Annotated in this window: 15 protein-coding genes; 8 read left to right on the forward strand and 7 right to left on the reverse strand. The window is 60.5% G+C overall.

Features of this window, described 5'->3' with window-relative positions:
• Window positions 1-115 precede the first annotated feature (115 nt).
• Entirely contained in the window at window positions 116-1,483 is a 1,368-nt protein-coding gene (locus HUV26_RS06860) for an efflux RND transporter periplasmic adaptor subunit (protein WP_174409378.1), read from the forward strand.
• Entirely contained in the window at window positions 1,480-4,626 is a 3,147-nt protein-coding gene (locus tag HUV26_RS06865) for an efflux RND transporter permease subunit (RefSeq protein WP_205245127.1), read from the forward strand. Before HUV26_RS06860 ends, HUV26_RS06865 begins: the two co-directional genes overlap by 4 nt.
• A 47-nt stretch (window positions 4,627-4,673) precedes the next feature.
• Here the strand turns inward: HUV26_RS06865 and rdgB are convergent, their stop codons facing one another.
• Together rdgB and HUV26_RS06875 are read right to left on the reverse strand one after the other, a co-directional pair.
• Window positions 4,674-5,306 (reverse strand): RdgB/HAM1 family non-canonical purine NTP pyrophosphatase, encoded by a 633-nt coding sequence (gene rdgB, locus HUV26_RS06870; protein ID WP_174409379.1) that lies wholly within the window; start codon window positions 5,304-5,306, stop codon window positions 4,674-4,676.
• Window positions 5,254-6,972 carry a two-component system sensor histidine kinase NtrB gene (locus HUV26_RS06875; RefSeq protein WP_174409380.1) on the reverse strand — a complete coding sequence of 573 codons (1,719 nt, stop codon included), beginning with the start codon at window positions 6,970-6,972 and terminating at the stop codon, window positions 5,254-5,256. The genes rdgB and HUV26_RS06875 overlap by 53 nt, the downstream gene beginning before the upstream one ends.
• Window positions 6,973-7,103: 131 nt before the next feature.
• On the opposite strand from HUV26_RS06875, the gene rimO reads away from it, so the two are divergent.
• From rimO to HUV26_RS06905, 6 genes are all read left to right on the forward strand, one after another.
• Window positions 7,104-8,396 carry a 30S ribosomal protein S12 methylthiotransferase RimO gene (gene rimO, locus HUV26_RS06880; RefSeq protein ID WP_174409381.1) on the forward strand — a complete coding sequence of 431 codons (1,293 nt, stop codon included), beginning with the start codon at window positions 7,104-7,106 and terminating at the stop codon, window positions 8,394-8,396.
• A gap of 331 nt (window positions 8,397-8,727) precedes the next feature.
• Entirely contained in the window at window positions 8,728-10,443 is a 1,716-nt protein-coding gene (locus tag HUV26_RS06885; RefSeq protein WP_174409382.1) for a 30S ribosomal protein S1, read from the forward strand.
• Window positions 10,430-11,341, forward strand: coding sequence for a signal peptide peptidase SppA (gene sppA / locus HUV26_RS06890; RefSeq protein ID WP_174409383.1), 912 nt, complete (start codon window positions 10,430-10,432; stop codon window positions 11,339-11,341). The genes HUV26_RS06885 and sppA overlap by 14 nt, the downstream gene beginning before the upstream one ends.
• A gap of 192 nt (window positions 11,342-11,533) precedes the next feature.
• Window positions 11,534-12,511, forward strand: a complete 978-nt coding sequence (locus tag HUV26_RS06895; RefSeq protein ID WP_174409384.1) for a GNAT family N-acetyltransferase — start codon at window positions 11,534-11,536, stop codon at window positions 12,509-12,511.
• Window positions 12,512-12,713: 202 nt separating this feature from the next.
• Window positions 12,714-14,216 carry a 4-alpha-glucanotransferase gene (malQ, locus tag HUV26_RS06900; RefSeq protein ID WP_174409385.1) on the forward strand — a complete coding sequence of 501 codons (1,503 nt, stop codon included), beginning with the start codon at window positions 12,714-12,716 and terminating at the stop codon, window positions 14,214-14,216.
• Window positions 14,217-14,257: 41 nt separating this feature from the next.
• Entirely contained in the window at window positions 14,258-15,499 is a 1,242-nt protein-coding gene (locus HUV26_RS06905; RefSeq protein WP_174409386.1) for a bifunctional nucleoside/nucleotide kinase/histidine phosphatase family protein, read from the forward strand.
• A 77-nt stretch (window positions 15,500-15,576) separates the two neighbouring features.
• Here the strand turns inward: HUV26_RS06905 and HUV26_RS06910 are convergent, their stop codons facing one another.
• The 5 genes from HUV26_RS06910 to HUV26_RS06930 all read right to left on the reverse strand — a co-directional run bounded on the left by HUV26_RS06910 (window position 15,577) and on the right by HUV26_RS06930 (window position 20,019).
• Complete coding sequence (locus tag HUV26_RS06910) at window positions 15,577-16,959, reverse strand: FAD-binding oxidoreductase (protein ID WP_174409387.1); 1,383 nt, start codon at window positions 16,957-16,959, stop codon at window positions 15,577-15,579.
• Window positions 16,960-16,998: 39 nt separating this feature from the next.
• Window positions 16,999-17,643 (reverse strand): amino acid ABC transporter permease, encoded by a 645-nt coding sequence (locus HUV26_RS06915; protein ID WP_174409549.1) that lies wholly within the window; start codon window positions 17,641-17,643, stop codon window positions 16,999-17,001.
• 20 nt (window positions 17,644-17,663) lie between these two features.
• The gene (locus HUV26_RS06920; RefSeq protein WP_174409388.1) at window positions 17,664-18,425 is read right to left on the reverse strand and encodes an amino acid ABC transporter ATP-binding protein; all 762 of its coding nucleotides are present in this window, start codon (window positions 18,423-18,425) and stop codon (window positions 17,664-17,666) included.
• An 11-nt stretch (window positions 18,426-18,436) separates the two neighbouring features.
• Window positions 18,437-19,105, reverse strand: coding sequence for an amino acid ABC transporter permease (locus HUV26_RS06925; RefSeq protein ID WP_174409550.1), 669 nt, complete (start codon window positions 19,103-19,105; stop codon window positions 18,437-18,439).
• A 155-nt stretch (window positions 19,106-19,260) separates the two neighbouring features.
• Window positions 19,261-20,019: an ABC transporter substrate-binding protein gene (locus HUV26_RS06930; RefSeq protein WP_174409389.1), complete on the reverse strand. Its 759-nt coding sequence runs from the start codon at window positions 20,017-20,019 to the stop codon at window positions 19,261-19,263.
• Window positions 20,020-20,094: the final 75 nt, after the last annotated feature.

Here is a 20,094-nt window from a genome sequence, read left to right on the forward strand (position 1 = left end):
CTGCAGGCACCTCCCTCTGGTTGCGGCGCTGGCTTCATGGTAAACAGAAAAGAAAATGCGGCACGGTGAAACCGGACCCCCTGTCCTCCCGACTATGCCACGAGGAACAACACGCATGAACATACCCTTCTCAAAGAAACTGCTCATTCTTCCGGCCATCGGCATAGGCATTGTCATCTTCATAATTCTGGCCCGCACGGCGCGGGAACCGGAGCGGACAGAGTATTCCGAGCGCGCAGCCGCTGTACGGGTCATGCCCGTGCAGCGGCTTGCCGTTGTGCCCCGGGTCATCGGCTACGGCTATATCCAGGCCGGGCAGGAGTGGCAGGCGGTCACAGAGGTCGCGGGGCAGATAGTGGAAATGCACCCCAACCTCAAAAAAGGCGCTCTGCTTTCCAAAGACACGGTTCTGGTGCGCATAGACCCGGCCAAGCGGCTCACCGCCCGCGAACAATCCACGGCAGACGTGAACAGCCTCCTGGCCCAACTCCGGGAACTGGAGCAGACAGAACTGGATACCCGCCGCTCCTTTGAGGTGGAAAACAAGTCGCTGGAACTCTACCGCAAAGATTTTGAACGCATGAGCAAGCTCATGGAATCCGGCACCATCTCCCGCTCGGAAATGGACGCCACGGAACGGCAGCTGCTGACGCAGGAAAACAAGGTGCAGAGTTACAGGGCCACGCTGAACAACCTGCCTTCCCAGCGGCAGTCCCTGCTGGCAAATATCACCGCCAGCCGCAGCCGCCTGCAGGAAGCGGAGATAGACCTCTCCAAAACCGTCATCACCGCCCCCTTCGACAGCCGCATAACGGAGGTCACCATAGAGCGCGGGCAGGCCGTCTCGCAGGGGCAGACCATCGTAAGGGCAGACTCCATAGGCCTTTCCGAGGCAGTGGCCCAGATGCCGCTGTACATGTTCCGCCATGTGGTGCCGCGCGGCGGCAATCCCATAGCGCAGGACGGCAAACTGAGTGCCGAGGCGTTCCAGCGGTTCATGCGGCTCAGCGCCAAGGTCCGCATAGACCTTGGCAGCGACAGGGTTACATGGACGGGCCACGTCACGCGCATGAACGATTCTGTCGATGCCGCCACCCGCACCATAGCCATCTATGTGGCGGTGGAAGATTCCTACATCAAGGCCGAACCGGGCAAACGCCCGCCCCTGCTGCCCAACATGTTCTGCGAGGTGGAACTGCAGGGCGAACCGCTGGAGCCCTCCGTCACCATTCCCCGCTCCGCCCTGCACGGCAACGTGGTCTACGTGATGACGGCAGAAAACCGCCTGCAACGCCGCACGGTGGAAACAGATTTCGCGCAGGGCAACTTTGTGGTGGTGCGTTCCGGGCTTGAGGAGGGCGAAACCATCATCCTGTCCGACATCATTCCCGCTGCGGAAGGCATGCTGCTCTCCCCCACAGAAGACCGGGAAGCCACTGCCGCCATGACCCGCGAAGCGCTGGGCGAGGGGAGCGTCCGATGAAGCGCATTCTTGAATACTTTGCCGCGCACCCCACAGCGGCCAACCTGCTCATGGGGGCCTTTCTGCTCATGGGCCTGCTGGCTGCCCCCAAACTGCTGCGGGAAACCTTTCCCCGCTTCACCCCCACACAGGTGCAGGTTTCCGTGGCCTATCCCGGGGCCACCGCGCAGGATGCGGAAGAGGCCATCTGTGAACGGGTGGAAGAGGCGCTGGAATCCATTGCAGACGTGGCAGAAGTCACCTGCGAGGCGCGCGAAGGTCAGGCGACCATCGTGGCGGAAATGGTGGAAGGCGGCAATATGGACCGCTTCCTCAATGACGTGAAAACGGAAGTGGAAGCCATTAACGACTTTCCCGAAAAGGTTGAAGATCCCATCATCTCACAACTCAACCGCATGGATTTTGTCATGTCCGTGGCCGTATACGGCCCCATGTCGCCCACGGACCTGAAGGCGTACTGCGAGCAACTCAAAAAACGGCTCATGACCGCCACGGAGATAACCCAGATAACCATCGCCGGGTTCTCCGATCATCAGATACGCATAGAGGTTCCCGCCCGCGCCCTCATGCAGTACGGCCTTTCGGTGGCGGACATTGCCTCCACCATTGCCTCCCAGAGCGTGGACCTGCCCGGCGGCACCCTGCAGACGGAATCCGGCGACCTTCTCATCCGCTTCATGGACCAGCGCAGAACCATAGCGGAGTTTGAAGACCTCATCGTGGTGGCGGGCAGTTCCGGCGCAGAGGTGCGCCTTGGCGATATCGCCTCCATCACCGACAGGTTCGAGGTGGACGAGGACAAGGTCATCTTCAACGGACAGCGTGCGGGCATCCTGCAAATAAACAAAACAGAAAATCAGGACGCCCTGCGTCTGGTGGAACAGGCACAGACCGTGCTGGAGCGTGAACGGCAGGAAGCACCTCCCGGAACAGGCATCGTCATCACCCGCAACGTCTCGGACATCGTGGGTGACAGGCTGAACATGCTGCTGGAAAACGGCATGCAGGGGCTGGTGCTGGTCTTTCTCACCATGTGGCTCTTCTTCAGCTTCCGGTATGCATTCTGGGTTGCCATGGGTCTGCCTGTCTCCTTTCTTGCCGCGCTCTACGGTATGCAGATCACGGGCATGACAGTAAACATGATGACCATGGTGGGCCTGCTGCTGGCCACGGGCCTCATCATGGACGACGCCATCGTCATTGCGGAGAACATAGCCGCCCACATCCGCCGCGGCAAACGCCCTTTCGAGGCGGTGGTGGACGGCACAGCAGAGGTAGCCGCAGGCGTCATAGCCTCCTTCGCCACCACCGTGGTCATCTTCGGCACACTGGCCGTGTTCATGGAGGGTAATATCGGCAAGGTGCTGTGGGTCATGCCTTTCGTGCTCATTCTCGCGCTGGCCGTCAGTCTGGTGGAAGCCTTCCTCATCCTTCCGCACCACCTCGCGCACTCGCTCGAAGGCATGCGCGCAGAGCGGCAGTCGCGGTTCCGGCAGGCCTTCGACCGGCGGTTCGAAGCCTTCCGCGAACAGGTTCTGGGCCGGTTGGTGGATACGGCCGTGACGTGGCGCTATCTGTTCGTGGGCGCGGTCATCGCCCTGTTCATTGTCAGCGTGGGCATGCTGGCGGGGGGGCGGCTCAAGTTCAAGGTCTTTCCCGCGCTGGAAGGAGACCAGATAGAAGCCCGCGTGCTGCTGCCGCAGGGCACCCCCCTTGCCCGCACAGAAGCCGTAGCGGAACAGCTGGTCGCCGCCATGCGCGAACTGGATGCCGAATACACGCCCGCGCAGCCGCAGGGCCTGCCGCTGGTGAAAAACATAGCCGTTTACTACAACAAGAACTCCGACGCCAACGAAACCGGCCCCCATGTGGTCACCGTTTCCGTGGATCTGCTGGCCTCGGACCTGCGCACCATGCGGCTGGATGAACTCACCGCAAAGTGGCGTGAACGCACGGGCACTGTACCCGACGTCATCTCCATGGTGTGGAAGGAACCCGTGCTTGGCCCCGGCGGCATGGCACTCAGCTTCCGGCTCATCGGCGAAGATCTGGAACAGCTCAAGGCCGCCTCACTGGACCTGCAGCACTGGCTCAGCCAGTATACAGGCGTAGTGGACCTGCAGGACGACCTGCGCCCCGGCAAGCCGGAACTGCGGGCCACCCTGAAAAGCGGAGCCACCGCACTGGGCATGGACGCCAAGACCATCAGTTCCCAGTTGCGTGCCGCCTTCTTCGGCACCACGGCAACGGAGCTGCAATACAGGGGAGAATCCTACGAGGTGGATGTACGCCTTGCGCCGGAAGACAAGAACAGTCTGGCCGACCTGGACTACTTCCACATCACCGACAAGTCAGGCAACCAGATTCCGCTGGGCAACGTGGCCAATCTGGAGCACGGGCGCGGCTGGGCCCGCATTGCGCGCACCAACGGCCTGCGTACCGTCACCGTGGAAGGCGATGTGGACTCCGCCGTAGCCAACGCCAACCAGATACGATCCGACACCACGCGCCACTTTATGCCGCAGTTACTGGAAAAATACCCCGGCGTGCGCACCTCCCTGCAAGGCGAGGCCAAGGAAGGCGCAAAAACAGGCGGTTCCATGCAGACGGCGTTTCTGGTGGGCATTGTGGGGGTATTCATCCTGCTGAGCTTCCAGTTCAGCAGCTATGCCGAACCCATATGCGTGCTCACCGCCATTCCCATGGCCCTTGTGGGAGTCATATGGGGCCACCTGCTCATGGGGCTGGACCTCACCATCCCTTCGGTCATGGGGTTCATCTCACTGGCGGGCATTGTGGTGAACGATTCCATCCTGCTGGTGGAATTCCTCAAAATGCGCATGACAGAGGGCATGGAACCTCTGCGGGCCGCGCCTGCCGCCAGCCGCAACAGGCTGCGGGCGGTGCTGCTCACCTCGCTTACCACCATTGCCGGTCTTGCCCCCCTGCTGGCGGAAACCAGCGTGCAGGCGCAGTTGCTCATCCCGCTGGCGTGCAGCATCATCTTCGGGCTGGCCATGTCCACGGTCATGGTGCTGCTGCTGGTGCCCGCGCTGTACTGCATTCTGGACGACTGCGGCCTTACCGTGCGCTCGCGCGAACGCAGGCGGCAGCAGCGGCTTGACGCGCAGCAGGCCATCTGAAAAAACGGGCCGCCGGATGCACCGGCGGCCCGCCTCAAGCCATACTGTTACCCGTTCACCCTGCGCCAAAAATCCGGCCACTGGGCCAGCAGGGCGCGCAGGGCCTTGCCCCGGTGAGAACGCCTGTTCTTCTCGTCCTTGGGCAGTTCTGCGGAATGCCTGCCGTCGGCGGGGTCGATGAACAGCGGGTCATACCCGAATCCGTTACCCCCCTTGAAATCGCGGGCAATACGCCCCTCCCACGCGCCTTCGGCCACAATATGCGCGCCGTCCGGTGCGCAGGCTGACATGACGCACCGGAACCGCCCGGTGCGCTCTGCCTCCTGCACAGGGGCAAGAGCCTCCAGCAGCTTCTGGTTGTTCCGGTCATCGATTGAAGGACCGGGCAGATCGGGCCTGTCGTCGCTGTACCGGGCAGAATACACGCCGGGTGCGCCTCCAAGGGCATCCACCTCCAGACCGGAATCGTCGGCCACGGCGATATGCCCGGTCAGCTCGGCCACGGTACGCGCCTTTTTCAGCGAATTTTCCTCAAAGGTTACCCCGTCCTCCTCAATTTCCCCTATCTCCGGAAAGGCATCCAGCCCCAGCACGGTCAGTCCGTATCCGGCAAGCAGGTGCTCAAGCTCAGCTATTTTTCCCTTGTTCCGGGTCGCCAGCACTATGGTCGTCATGCACATCCTCTGTTGTTATCGGGCAGGCAGACGGCACGGGGCCGTTACCGCCGTTCTTCTTCCCTTCCGCTCCGCCGGTCGAAATTTTTCCCGCCCCGGCACCACGGTTTGCTGCATTACCGTTGGCAGCCGTTAGTACTTCACCGCCTACATGGGCCAAAATCTGTTCGTCTGTCACAAAATCCCTGTCCGCGTCCTTCACCGCCAGCACCGGAAGCAGATGCAGGGTTATGGAGGTACCCACTCCCTCTTTGCTGACCAGCTCCACAAAGCCGCCCATCTCTTCCACAATCTTCTTGGTCATGGCAAGTCCCAGACCGGCTCCCTTGTCCTTGGTGGAAAAGAAAGGCGAAAAAACCTTCTCCCGCAGCGCGTCCGGTATGCCGTGCCCGGTATCCTGCACGGTCACAAACACATGGGTCTGCGTCATGCCCGTGGTCACAGTCAACGTTCCGCCCGTGATCATGGCTTCTATGGCGTTCTTCACCAAATTGATGAGACACTGCTTGAACATGTCAGGATCGCCTTTGGCCTTGGGCAGCGATTCCCCCAAATTAACAAAAAAGCGCAACCCCCTGTCGTCGCAGCCTATACGCATAAGCTCCAATGTTTCGGATGTTATGCGGTTCAGGTCCACCTCGCTTATGGAGGCGTCTGTGGGGCGGGCAAAATTGAGCGTGGTCTTGAGTATGGCGTCCAGCCGCTTCGATTCCTTGAGGATGATGTCCACCTTCTCCCGCGCCGCCTCGTCCAGCGATGCCGACCGCAGCAACGAGTTGGCAAATCCGCCTATGGCGAACAGCGGGTTGCGTATCTCGTGGGCAATGTAGGTGGAAAGCTCGCCTATGGCGGCCATCTTCTCCGCCTGTTGCAGCCGCTGTTCCATATGCGTGCGGTGGGTTATATCCCGCCGCATCTCGATAATGCGGTTTATGTCGCCGTCCTGCCCGAACACGGGATAGGTGTAGATGCGGTAAAACCGCACCTTGCCGTCTTCCGTCACCTTGGTGTGTATGCGTTCCGCCTTGTGCCCGGTCTGCAAGGTCTCGCGGAAGGTACAGCCCCCCTTTTCAGGCGGACAACAAAAACTGCCGCCGTCCAGTTGCCAGCAGCAAAGACCTATGTAGTCATCTTTCGTGCCACCGCGCTGGACCACAAGCGAACGGTTCACATCCACAATGCGCCCGTCCGTGTCCATAAGCAGAATATCCTCGTCCACCTGATCAATGAGCGTGGCAAAAAGGTCCTGCGCCTCCCGCAGATCCGTCATGCAGGTGCGGCACAGCTTTTCGGAAAGCAGCAGTTCCCATATAAGCCCCGCCGCATCTCCGTGCAGCACGGAACACCCTTCCGGGGCATCCCGTCGCAGGGCACTCATGTAGGTTCCGTCATCGGAAAGGTCTATGGCAAGGTTGACATCCGGCAGCGCCTGAAATAGGGCCGTGTGAGTCGCAAATCTGGGCAGACCGGCAAATCCCGGCACCTCTTCCAGCACCTCATCCGGCACATGGGCAAGCCCTGCAACGGCTATCCACGGGAATCCTTCAGCAAAATCGGGGCGGCTCACAAGCTGCGCAAACGGTCCGAACGGCTTGCCCCCCCCTACGATAGCCACCAGAAACACCCTTGCACTTTCCTGCCCGCTGCCATATTGCGCGAGTTTGATTACCATACAGCCTCCACTTGTGGCACACTGCGGTAGAAGAACATTCACAGCCTGCAAGACGGACACCCCCGCCACCCGCAGCCCCCGCGCTGCCCCTGCGGAGACGTTTGCACGCACTATACCCGGATTACACGCACATGATAAGCATTTATTCTGTAAGCCTCGGATGTCCCAAGAACAGGGTAGACACGGAATGGCTGCTTGGCGCCGTGCCCGGCCCCGTCACCGCCGTAAACCGTCCCGAAGAGGCTGATCTGGTGCTCATAAACACCTGCGGCTTCATCCGTCCCGCCGTGGAAGAATCGGTACGCACCATCGTGCAGGCCATAGACGATGTGGACACCGCCTCCAAACGTCCCTTGCTGGCCGTCACCGGCTGCCTTGTGGGCCGCTACGGGCAGGAGGGACTGGCTGCGGAACTGCCCGAGGTGGACCTGTGGCTCACCAATCTGGACATGGTCCGCTGGCCTGTCATGGTCGCACAGGCATTGGGCAGGGCACCCAACACAAACCCCATGCGCCTGCTCTCCACCGGTCCCTCATATGCCTACCTGAAAATCAGCGATGGCTGCGACCACAACTGCGCCTTCTGCACCATTCCTTCCATACGGGGCAGTCTTGCCAGCACCCCGGCTGAAACGGTGGAGCGCGATGCGCGGCACCTTCTGGCGCAGGGCGTCAAGGAACTGGTCTTCGTGGCGCAGGACGTAACCGCCTACGGACGCGAAACAGGCCTCAAACACGGCCTGCGGGAACTGCTGGACCGCATTCTGCCGCTGGAAGGCCTGGCCCGCCTGCGCCTCATGTACCTGTACCCCGCCGGGCTGACCAAAGATTTTCTGCACTACCTGCGCGATGCGGGCAGCCCCTTCGTGCCTTACTTCGATGTCCCCCTGCAGCATGCCCACCCCGACGTACTCTCCCGCATGGGCCGCCCCTTTGCGCGCAACCCGCGCGAGGTGACAGACCGCATCCGCGAGGTATTCCCCCACGCGGCCCTGCGCACCAGCTTCATCGTGGGCTACCCCGGAGAAACGCAGGAACACTGGGAATACCTGCGCACGTTCATTGAGGAAACCCGCTTCCACCATATGGGCGTGTTCGCCTACATGGCAGAGGAAGGCACCCCCGCCGCCGACATGCCGGACCAGAGACCGGACGCGGAAAAAGAATGGCGGCGCGATGCACTCATGGAAATGCAGGCGGAGATAAGCGAAGACATCCTCTCCGCCCACGAAGGTGACCGCATGGAGATTCTGGTGGACGCCGGGCACGAAGAATGGCCGGGCCTGCACGTGGGCCGCACGTGGTTTCAGGCACCGGAGGTGGACGGCGTGACCTACATAAGCGGTCCGGAAGTAGCACCCGGTGCCCTTGTGGAAGCCGACATCGTGGAAACCCGCGAATACGATCTCGTGGCGCTGGCCTGACCGGCTGTTGAAAACGCTGCTGCGCAATGGTCCAACCCATCGCGCATGCCTCCATGCGCCCCCCGGAAGCAGACCGGAACATTTCTTGCGTCCTGCGTCGTCCATTTGTGAGCGGCCGGAAAAAATATTTTATCCGCGGCTGGCACGTGCAACCATACGGGGTTGCAGGGAATGGACGGCATGCCCTGAGCGCACACTCGCACATATCGAAAAACTGCGGCTGCAAATGCGCAGCAGCGGGCTTTTCCGGTTGAGTTTCCTTGCGCAATCTGCTAATACACCCAATCCCGACATAAAGGCCGGGAAATTTTTGTTGGTTGGAGGATTTCGTATGGAAACCATGGAAAATAACAATTTCGACGCTGACATCAGTTTCGAAGCTGCCCTTGAGGACTACCTCAGCTCCGATTTCGGCGATCTGGACGAAGGCTCCATCGTCAAGGGTGAAGTTGTCCGCGTGAGCGGCGACTACATCCTCGTCGATGTGAACTTCAAGTCCGAAGGGCAGATCCCTGCCGCCGAATTCGTCGGTCCCGACGGGACCGTCACCATCAAGGTCGGCGACAAGGTCGACGTCTTTGTCGTTCGCAAGAACGAAATGGACGGCACCATCACCCTCTCCTTCGATAAGGCGAAGCGCATGCAGCTCTTCGACCAGCTCGAAGAAGTTCAAGAAAAAGAGACCACAATCAAGGGCCGCATCATGCGCCGCATCAAGGGCGGATACACGGTGGATCTCGGCGGGGTGGAAGCCTTCCTGCCCGGCTCCCACGTGGACCTGCGCCCCGTGCCGGACATGGATGCCCTTGTTAACGAAGAATTCGAATTCCGCGTTCTCAAGATCAACCGCCGCCGCAGCAACGTCATCGTATCCCGCCGCGTGCTGCTCGAAGAAGAACGCGATTCCAAGCGTTCGGAACTGCTGGTTAATCTCGATGAAGGCCAGATAGTGAAGGGCAAAGCCAAGAACATCACCGAATACGGCGTGTTCGTGGACCTTGGCGGTCTGGACGGCCTGCTGCACATCACCGACATGTCGTGGAAGCGCATCCGTCACCCCAAGGAACTGGTCTCCCTCGGACAGGAACTGGAACTGAAGATCCTCAGCTTCGACAAGGAAAACCAGAAGGTTTCCCTCGGCCTCAAGCAGCTGGTCTCTGACCCGTGGCAGGACATCACCTCCAAGTTCCCCGAAGGCGAACGCCTGAACGGCAAGGTGACCAACCTTGTGGATTACGGCGCGTTCGTGGAGCTGGAACCCGGCGTGGAAGGTCTTGTGCACATTTCTGAAATGTCATGGACCCGTAAGCTGCGTCATCCTTCCCAGATGGTTCGCGTGGGCGATGAAGTGGAAGTCGTCATCCTCGGTGTGGATGAAGACAAGAAGCGCATCTCCCTGGGCATGAAGCAGATCAAGCCCAATCCGTGGGAAGTGGTTGCCGAAAAGTACCCCGAAGGCACCGTGCTGGAAGGCGTTATCAAGAACATCACCGAATTCGGCATGTTCATCGGCATAGAGGACGGCATAGACGGCCTCATCCACGTTTCCGACATCAGCTGGACCAAGAAAATCCGCCACCCCAACGAAATGTACAACGTGGGCGACACGGTACAGGCCAAGGTGCTCACCGTGGATCAGGAGAACGAAAAGTTCACCCTGGGCGTGAAGCAGCTTACCGAAGACCCGTGGACCAAGGTGCCCACCAACTACCCCGTGGGTGGCATCATCGAAGGTCTGGTGACCAACATCACCGACTTCGGCCTGTTCGTGGAAGTGGAAGAAGGCATCGAAGGCCTTGTCCATGTCTCCGAAATCAGCCAGAAGAAGGTCAAGTCTCCGAACGAAATGTTCAAGGAAGGCGTGACCATTCAGGCTAAGGTCATCCATGTCAGCGCAGAAGAGCGCCGCCTCGGCCTCTCCATCAAGCAGCTCAAGGACGAAGAGGATCGCAAGAAGCCCCGCGATTTCCGCACCGGCTCCTCTGAAGCCGGACAGAACCTCGGCGACCTGCTGAAGCAGAAGTTCGAAGAGGATGCAGCCGAATAAGCTGTCTTTCCAGCAGAAGCACCCGCTTCTGTTCGCCCTTATGCTCATATTGGCGGCCGTGGCCCTTTTTTCAGGGGTCATGGCCGCTTTGCGTCATTCAGGCACCAGCGCACGGGGCGGCCTCTTCCGGGAGGACCGCCTCGGCCTGTGCCGCATAGAAGGCTTCATCGCCGATTCCGCAAAGGTAAACGACTGGCTGCGCGAACTGCGTGAAGACCCCGCCATCATCGGCGTCATGCTGCGCATAGACTCCCCCGGCGGTGCCGTGGCTCCCTCGCAGGAAATCTACAATGCCGTGCGCCGTCTTGCGCAGATCAAGCCCGTGGTCGTCTCCATGGGCACCGTTGCCGCCAGCGGCGGCTACTACATCGCGGCTGCGGCAGACCATATCGTGGCCAATCCTTCCACCCTCACCGGCTCCATAGGCGTGAAGATGGAACTGGCGAACATGGAAGGCCTCATGGACAAGCTCGGCATCGCGCACGATGCCCTGACCAGCGGCGACCTGAAAAACGCCGGAAGCCCCTTCAAACCCATGACGGATAAAGAGCGCGCCTACCTGCAAGGTCTTGTCTCGGACATGCACGAGCAGTTTCTGGAAGCCATTGCAGCGGGCCGCAACATGGATCTGGAAGAAGTGCGCAAATCGGCGGACGGACGCGCCCTGACAGGCAGACAAGCCATGCAGCTCGGGCTTGTGGACTCTCTGGGCGATTTGGAAACCGCCTTTGAACGACTGGCCGAACTGTGCAACGCAACGCAGTCAGCCCCCCTGCCGTATGTGGAAGGCCCGCCCAAGGAGAAAAGCTTTCTGCGTGACCTGCTCAGCTCCTATCTGGGCATAGAACTGGACTCCTCCCTGCGACGACGATCGGAAATACGGTTCCTCTACCTGTAGCCTTCCGTCTGTCCGCAGTCCCGCCCGCGATTCCAGTCACACCGGAATATGCGGCCATACAGCAACTCTCCCGCCTTTGCCGCCCCTGCTGTCGCCGTTTGCCATACAACGCAGCAACGGGCACAGCCTGCGGGCGCAGCAACGGGTAGCCCGCCGTGCCATACCGCACGCCGGCTGTACAGGAGCTTCAGCATGTCCCTTCCGCTCCCCGCCCCTTCCGCAAGCACAGAAGAAATCCTCGCCCTAGAACACGCCTCCCTGTGCGCATGGCCCGCGCTTGCAACCGCCGCGGCAGGCCCCTTTCTCCTGCGGCATGCCAACGGATTCACCAGACGCGCCAACAGTGCTGTGCTCGCCTTCCCGCTTCCCTCCCTGTCCGTTGTCTCCGGGGCTGATTGCAATGCTGCACCCGGTCTTGGATCTGACATTACGCCCGGCACTCCTCCAGGCACAGCCAAGACAGAACCACCGCAGAACGGCTTGCAGGCACGTGTGCAGCAAAAAGGGCCACACGAAGATGCAGCCACCCCCATCCTGCCCGATGCACTGTTCCGCGACATATGCGCGTGGTATGCCGCGCGCAACCTCCCTCCTCTCTTCCGCATACCGCAGGCGGCCGACCGGGGACTGGATGCCGCCCTTGCCGCGCGCGGCTGTCCCGTTCAGGAAGTCTCGCTGGTCATGAGCCGCCCTCTCCATGCCTTTGCGCATCCCCAGCCCTGCCCTCCCGGCACCGCCTTCGGCGAAATGCCTCAACGCCAGACCGCTCCCGACTGGCAGGTTGCCTCCCTTTCCCGCGAGGAATGGCTCAACGCCGCCCGGCACCTGCTCACGGAAACACCTCTGGCGCAGGCCACGCTGGAACGCATGCTCGCCCTGCACACCGGACATTGCGACTTTCACGCCATACACCACGGCAGCGCGATTGTTTCCTGCGCACTGGGAGTATTTATGGAGGGCATGTACGGCCTCTACAGCATCCGCACGGCGGAATCGTGCCGCAGGCAGGGGTGCGCCACAGCCCTTGTGTCCGCCATGATGCAGCACGCGCGGCAGCTTGGCGCGCACACAGCGTGGCTGCAGGTGCTTGCCGCCAACGCCCCGGCCATCCGGCTGTATGAACGATTCGGATTCGTGCCCCGGTACCGTTACTGGTACCGCTCGGCCTGATCCCTTCCACCGCCCACACCTGCCGGCACCGCACCTGCCTGAACAGACCTGAACCGATCTGAACCGGCACCGCCCCGCACCTGCCTGCGCCTTGCCGCTGGCGGGCCATGCAGGGCTGTGCTAGATTACACGGGCATGGAACCCATGAATGCCCCTTCACGGGCACGCATGCGCCAATGCTCACGCTTTCCCGGAGGACTTCATGTTCACGCGCGCCAGCGGTCTGCTTCTGCACATCACCTCGCTTCCGTCCCGATACGGCATCGGCGACATGGGCCCCGCCGCCCATGCCTTTGCCCGCCTGCTCCGCGAAACCGGCCAGTTGTACTGGCAGTTCCTGCCTCTCGGCCCCACCTCTCCCGCCATCGGCAATTCTCCTTACTCCGGCTGTTCGGCCTTTGCGGGCAATCCGCTGCTCATCAGCCCGGAAAAAATGGTGGAAGACGGCCTCATCTCATGGGCAGATGTAGACTTCCCCGCTCTGGGCACCCCCGGCAGGGCAGACTACGCAGCAGCGGAGCTATGCCGCAGCAGGATTCTGCGCGCCGCCTTTGAGCGCAACCGCCACCGGCTGGAAAGCGATCATGATTTCACATCGTTCCGCGCCCGCAACAGCTGGTTGCAGGAATACACCCGCTTCGTCACCATAAAAAGCTACCACGGTGGCGCCATGTGGTCGCAATGGCCGGATTCGCTGCGCTTCCGCGACGAGCAGGCCCTTGCCCGGTGGGATGAAAGCCACGCGCAGGAAATTCTGTACGAAACCTTCATCCAATACGTTTTCTTCCGCCAGTGGCAGGCCCTGCACGACTATTGCAAAAATCTGGGCGTGCGGCTGGTGGGCGATGTGCCCATCTACGTCACCTACGACAGCGCAGACGTATGGGCCAACCCCCAATTCTTCAAGCTGGACGAGCAACTGGCTCCCGTCAGCGTGGCCGGTGTGCCGCCGGACTACTTCAGCAAAACCGGCCAACGCTGGGGCAACCCCGTCTATGACTGGGAAGCACTGGCGAAAGACGGCTTTGCGTGGTGGGTTCAACGCATGGCGCATAACTTCGCCATGGCAGATGTGGTGCGCGTAGACCACTTCCGGGGCTTTGCCGGATACTGGGAAATTCCCGCCGATGAGGAAACCGCCATCAACGGCCAGTGGGTGGATGCGCCGGGCATGGCCCTGTTTTCCGCCCTTAGCCGCCATTTCACCGCCCTGCCGCTCATCGCGGAAGACCTGGGAGTCATCACGGCGGACGTGCGGGAACTGAAAAATGCCTTCCACCTGCCGGGAATGAAGGTGCTGCAATTCGGCTTCGGCGGCGACCGGCTCATTGAGAACCCGGACTCCCCCATGAACCACGAACGCCACTGCGTGCTCTACACGGGCACGCACGACAACCCCACCATGCGCGAATGGTTTGCGCGTGATGCGGGCGAACAGGGCCGCTCAAACTTTTCCACCTTCGCAGGCTGCGCGGTGGACGAATCCACCGTGGCAGAGGTGGCCATGCGCATGGTTATGTCCAGCGTGGCAAACACGGTCATCCTGCCCGTGCAGGACGTGCTGGGTCTCGGCGAAGAGGCGCGCATGAACACGCCTTCCGTTCCTGCGGGCAATTGGGAATGGCGTCTGCGCCCGGAGGAAATGGAACCGGCATTCTATCGCCAGCTTGCCCGCATGACCACATTCTATGGCCGCCACACGTAGCGTGCCACAAAAGCTGCCCCTGCGCACACACGGAGGATAACATGGACAAACTCTATATCGCCATGGTCGGCCTGCCCGCACGGGGCAAGACCACGGTTGCCTCCAAGTTGCAGGAAGGCCTTGCGCAGGAAGGCCTGAACGTGCGCATCTTCAACAACGGCGACCTGCGGCGCGAGATTCTGGGCGCAGCCTCCTCGCGTCCGGAATTCTACCACCCGGATAATCAGGACGGACGGGAGGCCCGTGATGAACTGGCGCGCATGAACATGGAGCGCGCACAGGCCTTTCTTGCGGCGGACGGCCATGTGGCCATTCTGGACGCCACCAATGTGAGCACCCAGCGCAGACGCATGCTGGAATCGGCGCAGGAAGATCACACGGTGCTCTGGGTGGAGTGCGTCAACGATGATCAGGAACTGGTGGACGCCAGCATCCTCCGCAAGACAAGGCTGCCGGAATTTTCCGGCCTCACGGAGCAGCAGGCCATAGCCAGCTTCAAACGGCGCATAACCTATTATGAGGATATCTACGCCCCGCTGGGGCGTGAACGGTTCTGGGTGCGGGTGGATTCGCTGACCAACCGCATCATCGACGAACAGGTGTTCCATTCTGTGCCGTACTACGTGACCATCCGCGACATCCTTGTCTCGGACTGGATACGCAACCTCTATCTGGTTCGGCACGGGCAGACCCTGTATAATCAGGAGGGACGCATCGGCGGCGATTCAGACCTCACCCCGGAAGGCTTCGAGCAGGCAGAGGCGCTGGGCCGCCACTTCCACGGCTTCAGCATTCCCTACGTCTTCACCAGCACCCGCAAACGCTCGCACCAGACAGCCGCCCCCATCCGCAAGGGGCAGACCCGCTGCACGGTTACCGCCCTGCCGGACTTCGACGAAATAAACGCCGGCGTCTGTGAGCATATGCGCTACGAAGACATCAAAAACACCCTGCCGGAGGAATATCGCAGCCGCCAGCGCGACAAATACAACTACGTGTATCCCGGCGGCGAAGGCTACGTCACGCTCAAGCCCCGCGTGGACAGGGGACTGAAAAAGGCCCTGTTCCTGTCTGGAAACGCAGAAGCGCTCATGATTGTGGGGCATCAGGCTATAAACCGGATGATTCTCTCGCACTTCCTCTTCCGCAGAACGGAAGACGTGCCCTACATCTACATTCCGCAGGACCAGTACTTCCACATCACATCCACGCAGAAGAAGAAGCTGTTCGAGCAGATCCGCTTCACGGGCAGGCGCGAACAACACAGCCCATCCGCGACCTAGCGCAGTGAGCGTGTGATCGCGGTGAGCGCAGTGATATGGCCGATCGTAACCCTATGGGTCGTTTCACCCGGCCGGAATCAGAACACCTTGCCGGGATTGAGCACGCCGTTGGGGTCAAACACGCGGCGGATGCCCCGCTGCAGACGGATGGACTCCGGCGAAAGCTCCATGGGCAGCAGCCCCTTTTTGGCCTCGCCTATGCCGTGCTCACCGGAAAGCGTTCCGCCCATATCCAGCACCTGCTGCACAATAGCGCGGATGCCGTCATCCACACGGTGTTTTTCACTGCGTTCCGGCGCGGTGACAATAAGATGAATGTTGCCGTCTCCCGCATGCCCGAAACAGAAAATATCCAGGCCGAACTCCTCCTCAAATCCCGGCACCAGTTCAATGAACGGGGCAATGCGCCCTATGGGCACGGCAATATCCTCGGAGATGGTGATGGGAGCATGCGCCCGAATACGGGTAGAGGTGCGCCTGCGCACGCCCCATATGCGCTCCCGCTCTTCTTCCGTGCCTCCGGGCATGGTGTGGGTGGCTCCCGTGGCAACACATATGCCCTTCACCGCTTCCATTTCAGCGGTTATCTGGTCGCGCGCTCCGTCCAGTTCCACAATCAGCAACGAGGCAGTGCAGCCCGGAACGCTGAACGGCAGATCATCTCCCGCCAGTTGCAGGCACTTGTGGTCAAGAAATTCCAAGGCAGAAGGCAGATGCCCGGCAGTAAGAATGGCGGTCACGGCGCGCATGGCGTCCGCCATGGAGGCAAAAACCGCCGCCAGCCCCACCGTGGCGGCAGGCAACGGAATGAGCTTGAGCGTCAGCCCGGTAATAACCCCAAGGGTTCCTTCAGAACCGCACAGCAGGTGCGCCATGTCATAGCCCACCACGCCCTTGCGGGTCTGCACCCCGGCACGTATGCGCTCGCCCGTGGGCGTAACCGCCTCCACCCCCAGCACGTAATCGCGGGTCACGCCGTACTTCACACAGGCAGGACCGCCTGCGTTGGTCGCCACGTTTCCCCCGATGGTAGAAGCATCCATGCCCGCAGGGTCCGGCGGATAAAACAGCCCCTTGGCTGCTGCGGCGTCACGCAGGGTCTGGGTAATCACACCCGGCTCCACCACCGCCACCAAATTTTCCGTATGAATGGACACAATGCGGTTCATGCGCTCCAGCGAGAGCACCACCCCGCCGCCCAAAGCCACGCAGCCGCCGGAGGTTCCGGTGCCGCCTCCGCGGGGAATCACGGCAAACCCATGCTCGTTGGCAAGGCGCATAACCTGCTGCACATCCTCCACGCACTCGGCCAGCACCACAAGGTCCGGCACCGCCGTGTAGCTGGAGGAATCGCGGTCATAAGGCTCGCCGGGGTTTTCCAGAATCTTGGCGGCACCAAGGGCGGCAACAAGCGCCGCCCGCGCCCTGCTGTCCGGGGAAAGGGAGGGAGAAGAAGTCATGAGCGCACTCCTGCGGCTGACGCAAAAACGGGTAAAAAGCTACTTCTGGCGTCCGAAACCCGGAATGTACAGGGCATCCTCGATACGCTTCAGCAGCCACGTGGCAATGGAGACAAGAAACAGGTAATACAGGGCCAGCACCATAAAGACCTCGGCAAAACGAAAGGTCTTGGCGGCAATGGCGCGTGCCTCGCCCGTCACTTCCATGCAGGAAATAAGGTAGGCAAGCGAAGAATACTTGATAAGGTAGATAATCTCGTTCCCGCATCCCGGCAGTGCCCTGCGAAAAGCCTGCGGCACCACTATCCAGGCCACGGTCTGCACCCGGCTCATGCCCAGTGCCGCCCCGGCCTTAAGCTGCCCGTCGCGGATGGAATGCAGCGCCCCCCGGATGTATTCCGAGTGATACGCCGCGCTGCACAGGATGAAGCAGGTGACTGAAGCACCATACGCTTCAAAATAGATGCCGAAGGCCGGAAGCCCGAAATAAAAGATGAACAGCTGCACCATGAGCGGCACCCCCCGGAACAGGGCGGTATACCCGTCAAAGAAGCGGCGCACTGCCGTGCCCCCGAACACACGCAGCGTTCCCACCACAACGCCCAGCAGCGTGCCGAACACGGCAGAGGGCACTATCAGCTTGGCGCTCATCCACAGCCCCTTGTTCAGGGCGGGCAGGAGCATATCCAGAAACTCGGCGTCCACTAGCACATCTCCTGATACAGGTCGGAAAGACGGCTGCAAAAATCCGCCGTGCGCGTTCCGGAGCCTGCGGCAAGCAGTGCGGCGGGACTCCCCTGCTCAATGATGGCTCCCTGCTGCATAAAGACAATCTCATCCGCCAGCGCACGGGCAAAATCCATCTGGTGCGTTGCCATAACCATGGTCAGCCCGCTCTGGGCAAGGTCGCGGATAACTGCCAGCACCTCGCCCACCAGTTCCGGGTCCAGAGCAGAAGTAGGCTCATCCAGCAACAACACGTTGGGGTCCATGGCAAGGGCGCGGGCAATGGCCACACGCTGCTTCTGCCCGCCGGAAAGCTCCGCCGGATACAGGTGCATCCTGTTACCCAGCCCCACCCGTTCCAGCTCTGCCACGGCGCGTTCCTGCGCCTGTTTGCGGCTCATGCCCTTAACCTTGCGCAGGGCTATGGAAACGTTGTCCACGGCGCGCAGATGGTCAAAGAGATTGAAGTCCTGAAAAATCATGCCCACATGCTGGCGATACTCGAAAAGCCGCCTCTTATGGTCCATATCCACCTTTTCGCCATCCAGCCATATCTCCCCGGAATCCGGATGGATAAGACAGTTTATACTTTGCAGAAAGGTAGACTTTCCCGCACCGGAGGGGCCTATAAGCACCTTCAGCTCCCCTTTGTTCACGGACAGGGAAACATCCTTCAGAATACTCTTGCCCCCAAGGGTCACACGAATATTTTCAACACGCAGAACAGGCGTCTGTGTCATGCTATGCATCCTTACTGGGTATAACCGGGAATACGGACTTTCTTCTCAAGGGCGAGCAGCAGCTTCACGCCCACAAGGGTGATGATGAAGTAGAGCACCCCCGCGTTGATGAACAATGCCAGATGCTCATACGTGCGTGAGGCCACGAAATGCGTGCGCGTAAAAATATCCATGGCGCCCACCACGTAGGCAAGCGCAGAATCCTTGAGAATTATGGAATACTCGTTGGACCAGGCGGGAATGGAAAGCCGCAGTGCCTGCGGCAGGATTATGGAAACAATGCCCTGCCTGTCGCTCATGCCCAGTGCCCGTGCAGCCTTGAGCTGTCCCTGCGGCAGCGACTGGATGGCCCCCCGGAATATCTGCGATTGATACGCGGCACTGGTGAGTCCCAGCACCAGCGAAACGGCGGAAATGGCGTTCAGGTCCAGATCCAGCAGATCAAAGATGCCGAAATAGAACAGGAACATCAGCACCAGAATGGGTACGCCGCGGAAAAACCACACGTACAGGCCGATGAGCCAGCGCACCGGGGCAGGACCATACACCAGCCCCACCGCCATGGGCACGCCCATAAGCAGACCCAGCCCCATGGAAAAGCAGACTATGGCCAGAGAAACGCCTGCCCCCTGCAAAATGAAGGGCAGGGCGTCCATGATTACGGAAAGTTGCTGCATGATTCGTTGTGTGGAAAACCGCGCCACGCGGAAAAAACGGCTTTCGCGCTCCGTGCTTGTATCGTTGTGCGTGCACGGACGCTATACAGAAAAAAAGGCCGGAAGGCGACAGGAAATCTCCCCCACCTTCCGGCCCGAAAAACTGCAAAACTCAGGAATTAGTGGGAGCCGTCCTTCAGGTGCTTGGCCTTCAGTTCTTCCCAGTAGGGGTCAGCCATGAGCAGCTTAAGCCCCTTGTTGATGGTCTCAAGCAGTTCGGCATCGTCCTTGCGCACTGCCACGCCAAAGAACTCGGGTTCGCCGAACTCACCCGCAATCTCAATGTCCTTGCCGTGGGCAATAGCGTCATTGGCAGGGGCAATGTCCATGGCGGCTGCGGGAACGCGGCCGTTCAGGATATCCATAATGGCGAGCGGGGCGGAATCATAGTACTTCAGATCATAGCTGTAGCCGTCCTTGCCCACCATGTTCTGCAGGGAATCCGCTTCGGAGGTGCCGGACTGCACGCCTAGAGCTTTGCCGCCCTTCATCGCGCCGTCAACGGTAAGGCCGGAGTCCTTCTTGGCCACGATAACCTGCGCGACCTTCCAGTAGGGGTCGGAGAAGTTTACCTGCTTGGCGCGTTCTTCCGTGATGGACATGCCGGAGTACACAAGGTCAATCTTCTTGGAAACCAGGCTCTGCACGATGGTGGACCATTCCATGGGCTTGTGCTCCACGGTAAAGCCCATCTTCTCGGCAATCCAGTTCAGGGAATCCACATCAAATCCGGCGGGCTTGCCGCTGGCGTCAATGTAGCCGAAGGGAGGGTAGTTGGCGTCAATGCCGTTCACATAATGCTTCTGTGCAAAGGCCATGGAACCAAAGAGCAGAACAAAACTGAGGGCGGCAACAAGCAAAGTGCTTTTTCTGAGCATATCCTTCTTCCTTCCTGAAAAATGGTGACGTCCAAAAGGGACCGGACGGCTGGCAAAAATTCACTGAACCGCCCG

Source organism: Desulfovibrio psychrotolerans, from assembly GCF_013340305.1.
Lineage (GTDB): Bacteria > Desulfobacterota > Desulfovibrionia > Desulfovibrionales > Desulfovibrionaceae > Halodesulfovibrio > Halodesulfovibrio psychrotolerans.

Excerpts from the sequence above, each read along its gene's own strand:
- HUV26_RS06860 (WP_174409378.1), top strand. The coding sequence starts at position 116 with ATGAACATACCCTTCTCAAAGAAACTGCTCATTCTTCCGGCCATCGGC.
- HUV26_RS06865 (WP_205245127.1), top strand. The coding sequence starts at position 1,480 with ATGAAGCGCATTCTTGAATACTTTGCCGCGCACCCCACAGCGGCCAAC.
- rdgB (WP_174409379.1), bottom strand. The coding sequence starts at position 5,306 with ATGTGCATGACGACCATAGTGCTGGCGACCCGGAACAAGGGAAAAATA.
- HUV26_RS06875 (WP_174409380.1), bottom strand. The coding sequence starts at position 6,972 with ATGGTAATCAAACTCGCGCAATATGGCAGCGGGCAGGAAAGTGCAAGG.
- rimO (WP_174409381.1), top strand. The coding sequence starts at position 7,104 with ATGATAAGCATTTATTCTGTAAGCCTCGGATGTCCCAAGAACAGGGTA.
- HUV26_RS06885 (WP_174409382.1), top strand. The coding sequence starts at position 8,728 with ATGGAAACCATGGAAAATAACAATTTCGACGCTGACATCAGTTTCGAA.
- sppA (WP_174409383.1), top strand. The coding sequence starts at position 10,430 with ATGCAGCCGAATAAGCTGTCTTTCCAGCAGAAGCACCCGCTTCTGTTC.
- HUV26_RS06895 (WP_174409384.1), top strand. The coding sequence starts at position 11,534 with ATGTCCCTTCCGCTCCCCGCCCCTTCCGCAAGCACAGAAGAAATCCTC.
- malQ (WP_174409385.1), top strand. The coding sequence starts at position 12,714 with ATGTTCACGCGCGCCAGCGGTCTGCTTCTGCACATCACCTCGCTTCCG.
- HUV26_RS06905 (WP_174409386.1), top strand. The coding sequence starts at position 14,258 with ATGGACAAACTCTATATCGCCATGGTCGGCCTGCCCGCACGGGGCAAG.
- HUV26_RS06910 (WP_174409387.1), bottom strand. The coding sequence starts at position 16,959 with ATGACTTCTTCTCCCTCCCTTTCCCCGGACAGCAGGGCGCGGGCGGCG.
- HUV26_RS06915 (WP_174409549.1), bottom strand. The coding sequence starts at position 17,643 with ATGCTCCTGCCCGCCCTGAACAAGGGGCTGTGGATGAGCGCCAAGCTG.
- HUV26_RS06920 (WP_174409388.1), bottom strand. The coding sequence starts at position 18,425 with ATGACACAGACGCCTGTTCTGCGTGTTGAAAATATTCGTGTGACCCTT.
- HUV26_RS06930 (WP_174409389.1), bottom strand. The coding sequence starts at position 20,019 with ATGCTCAGAAAAAGCACTTTGCTTGTTGCCGCCCTCAGTTTTGTTCTG.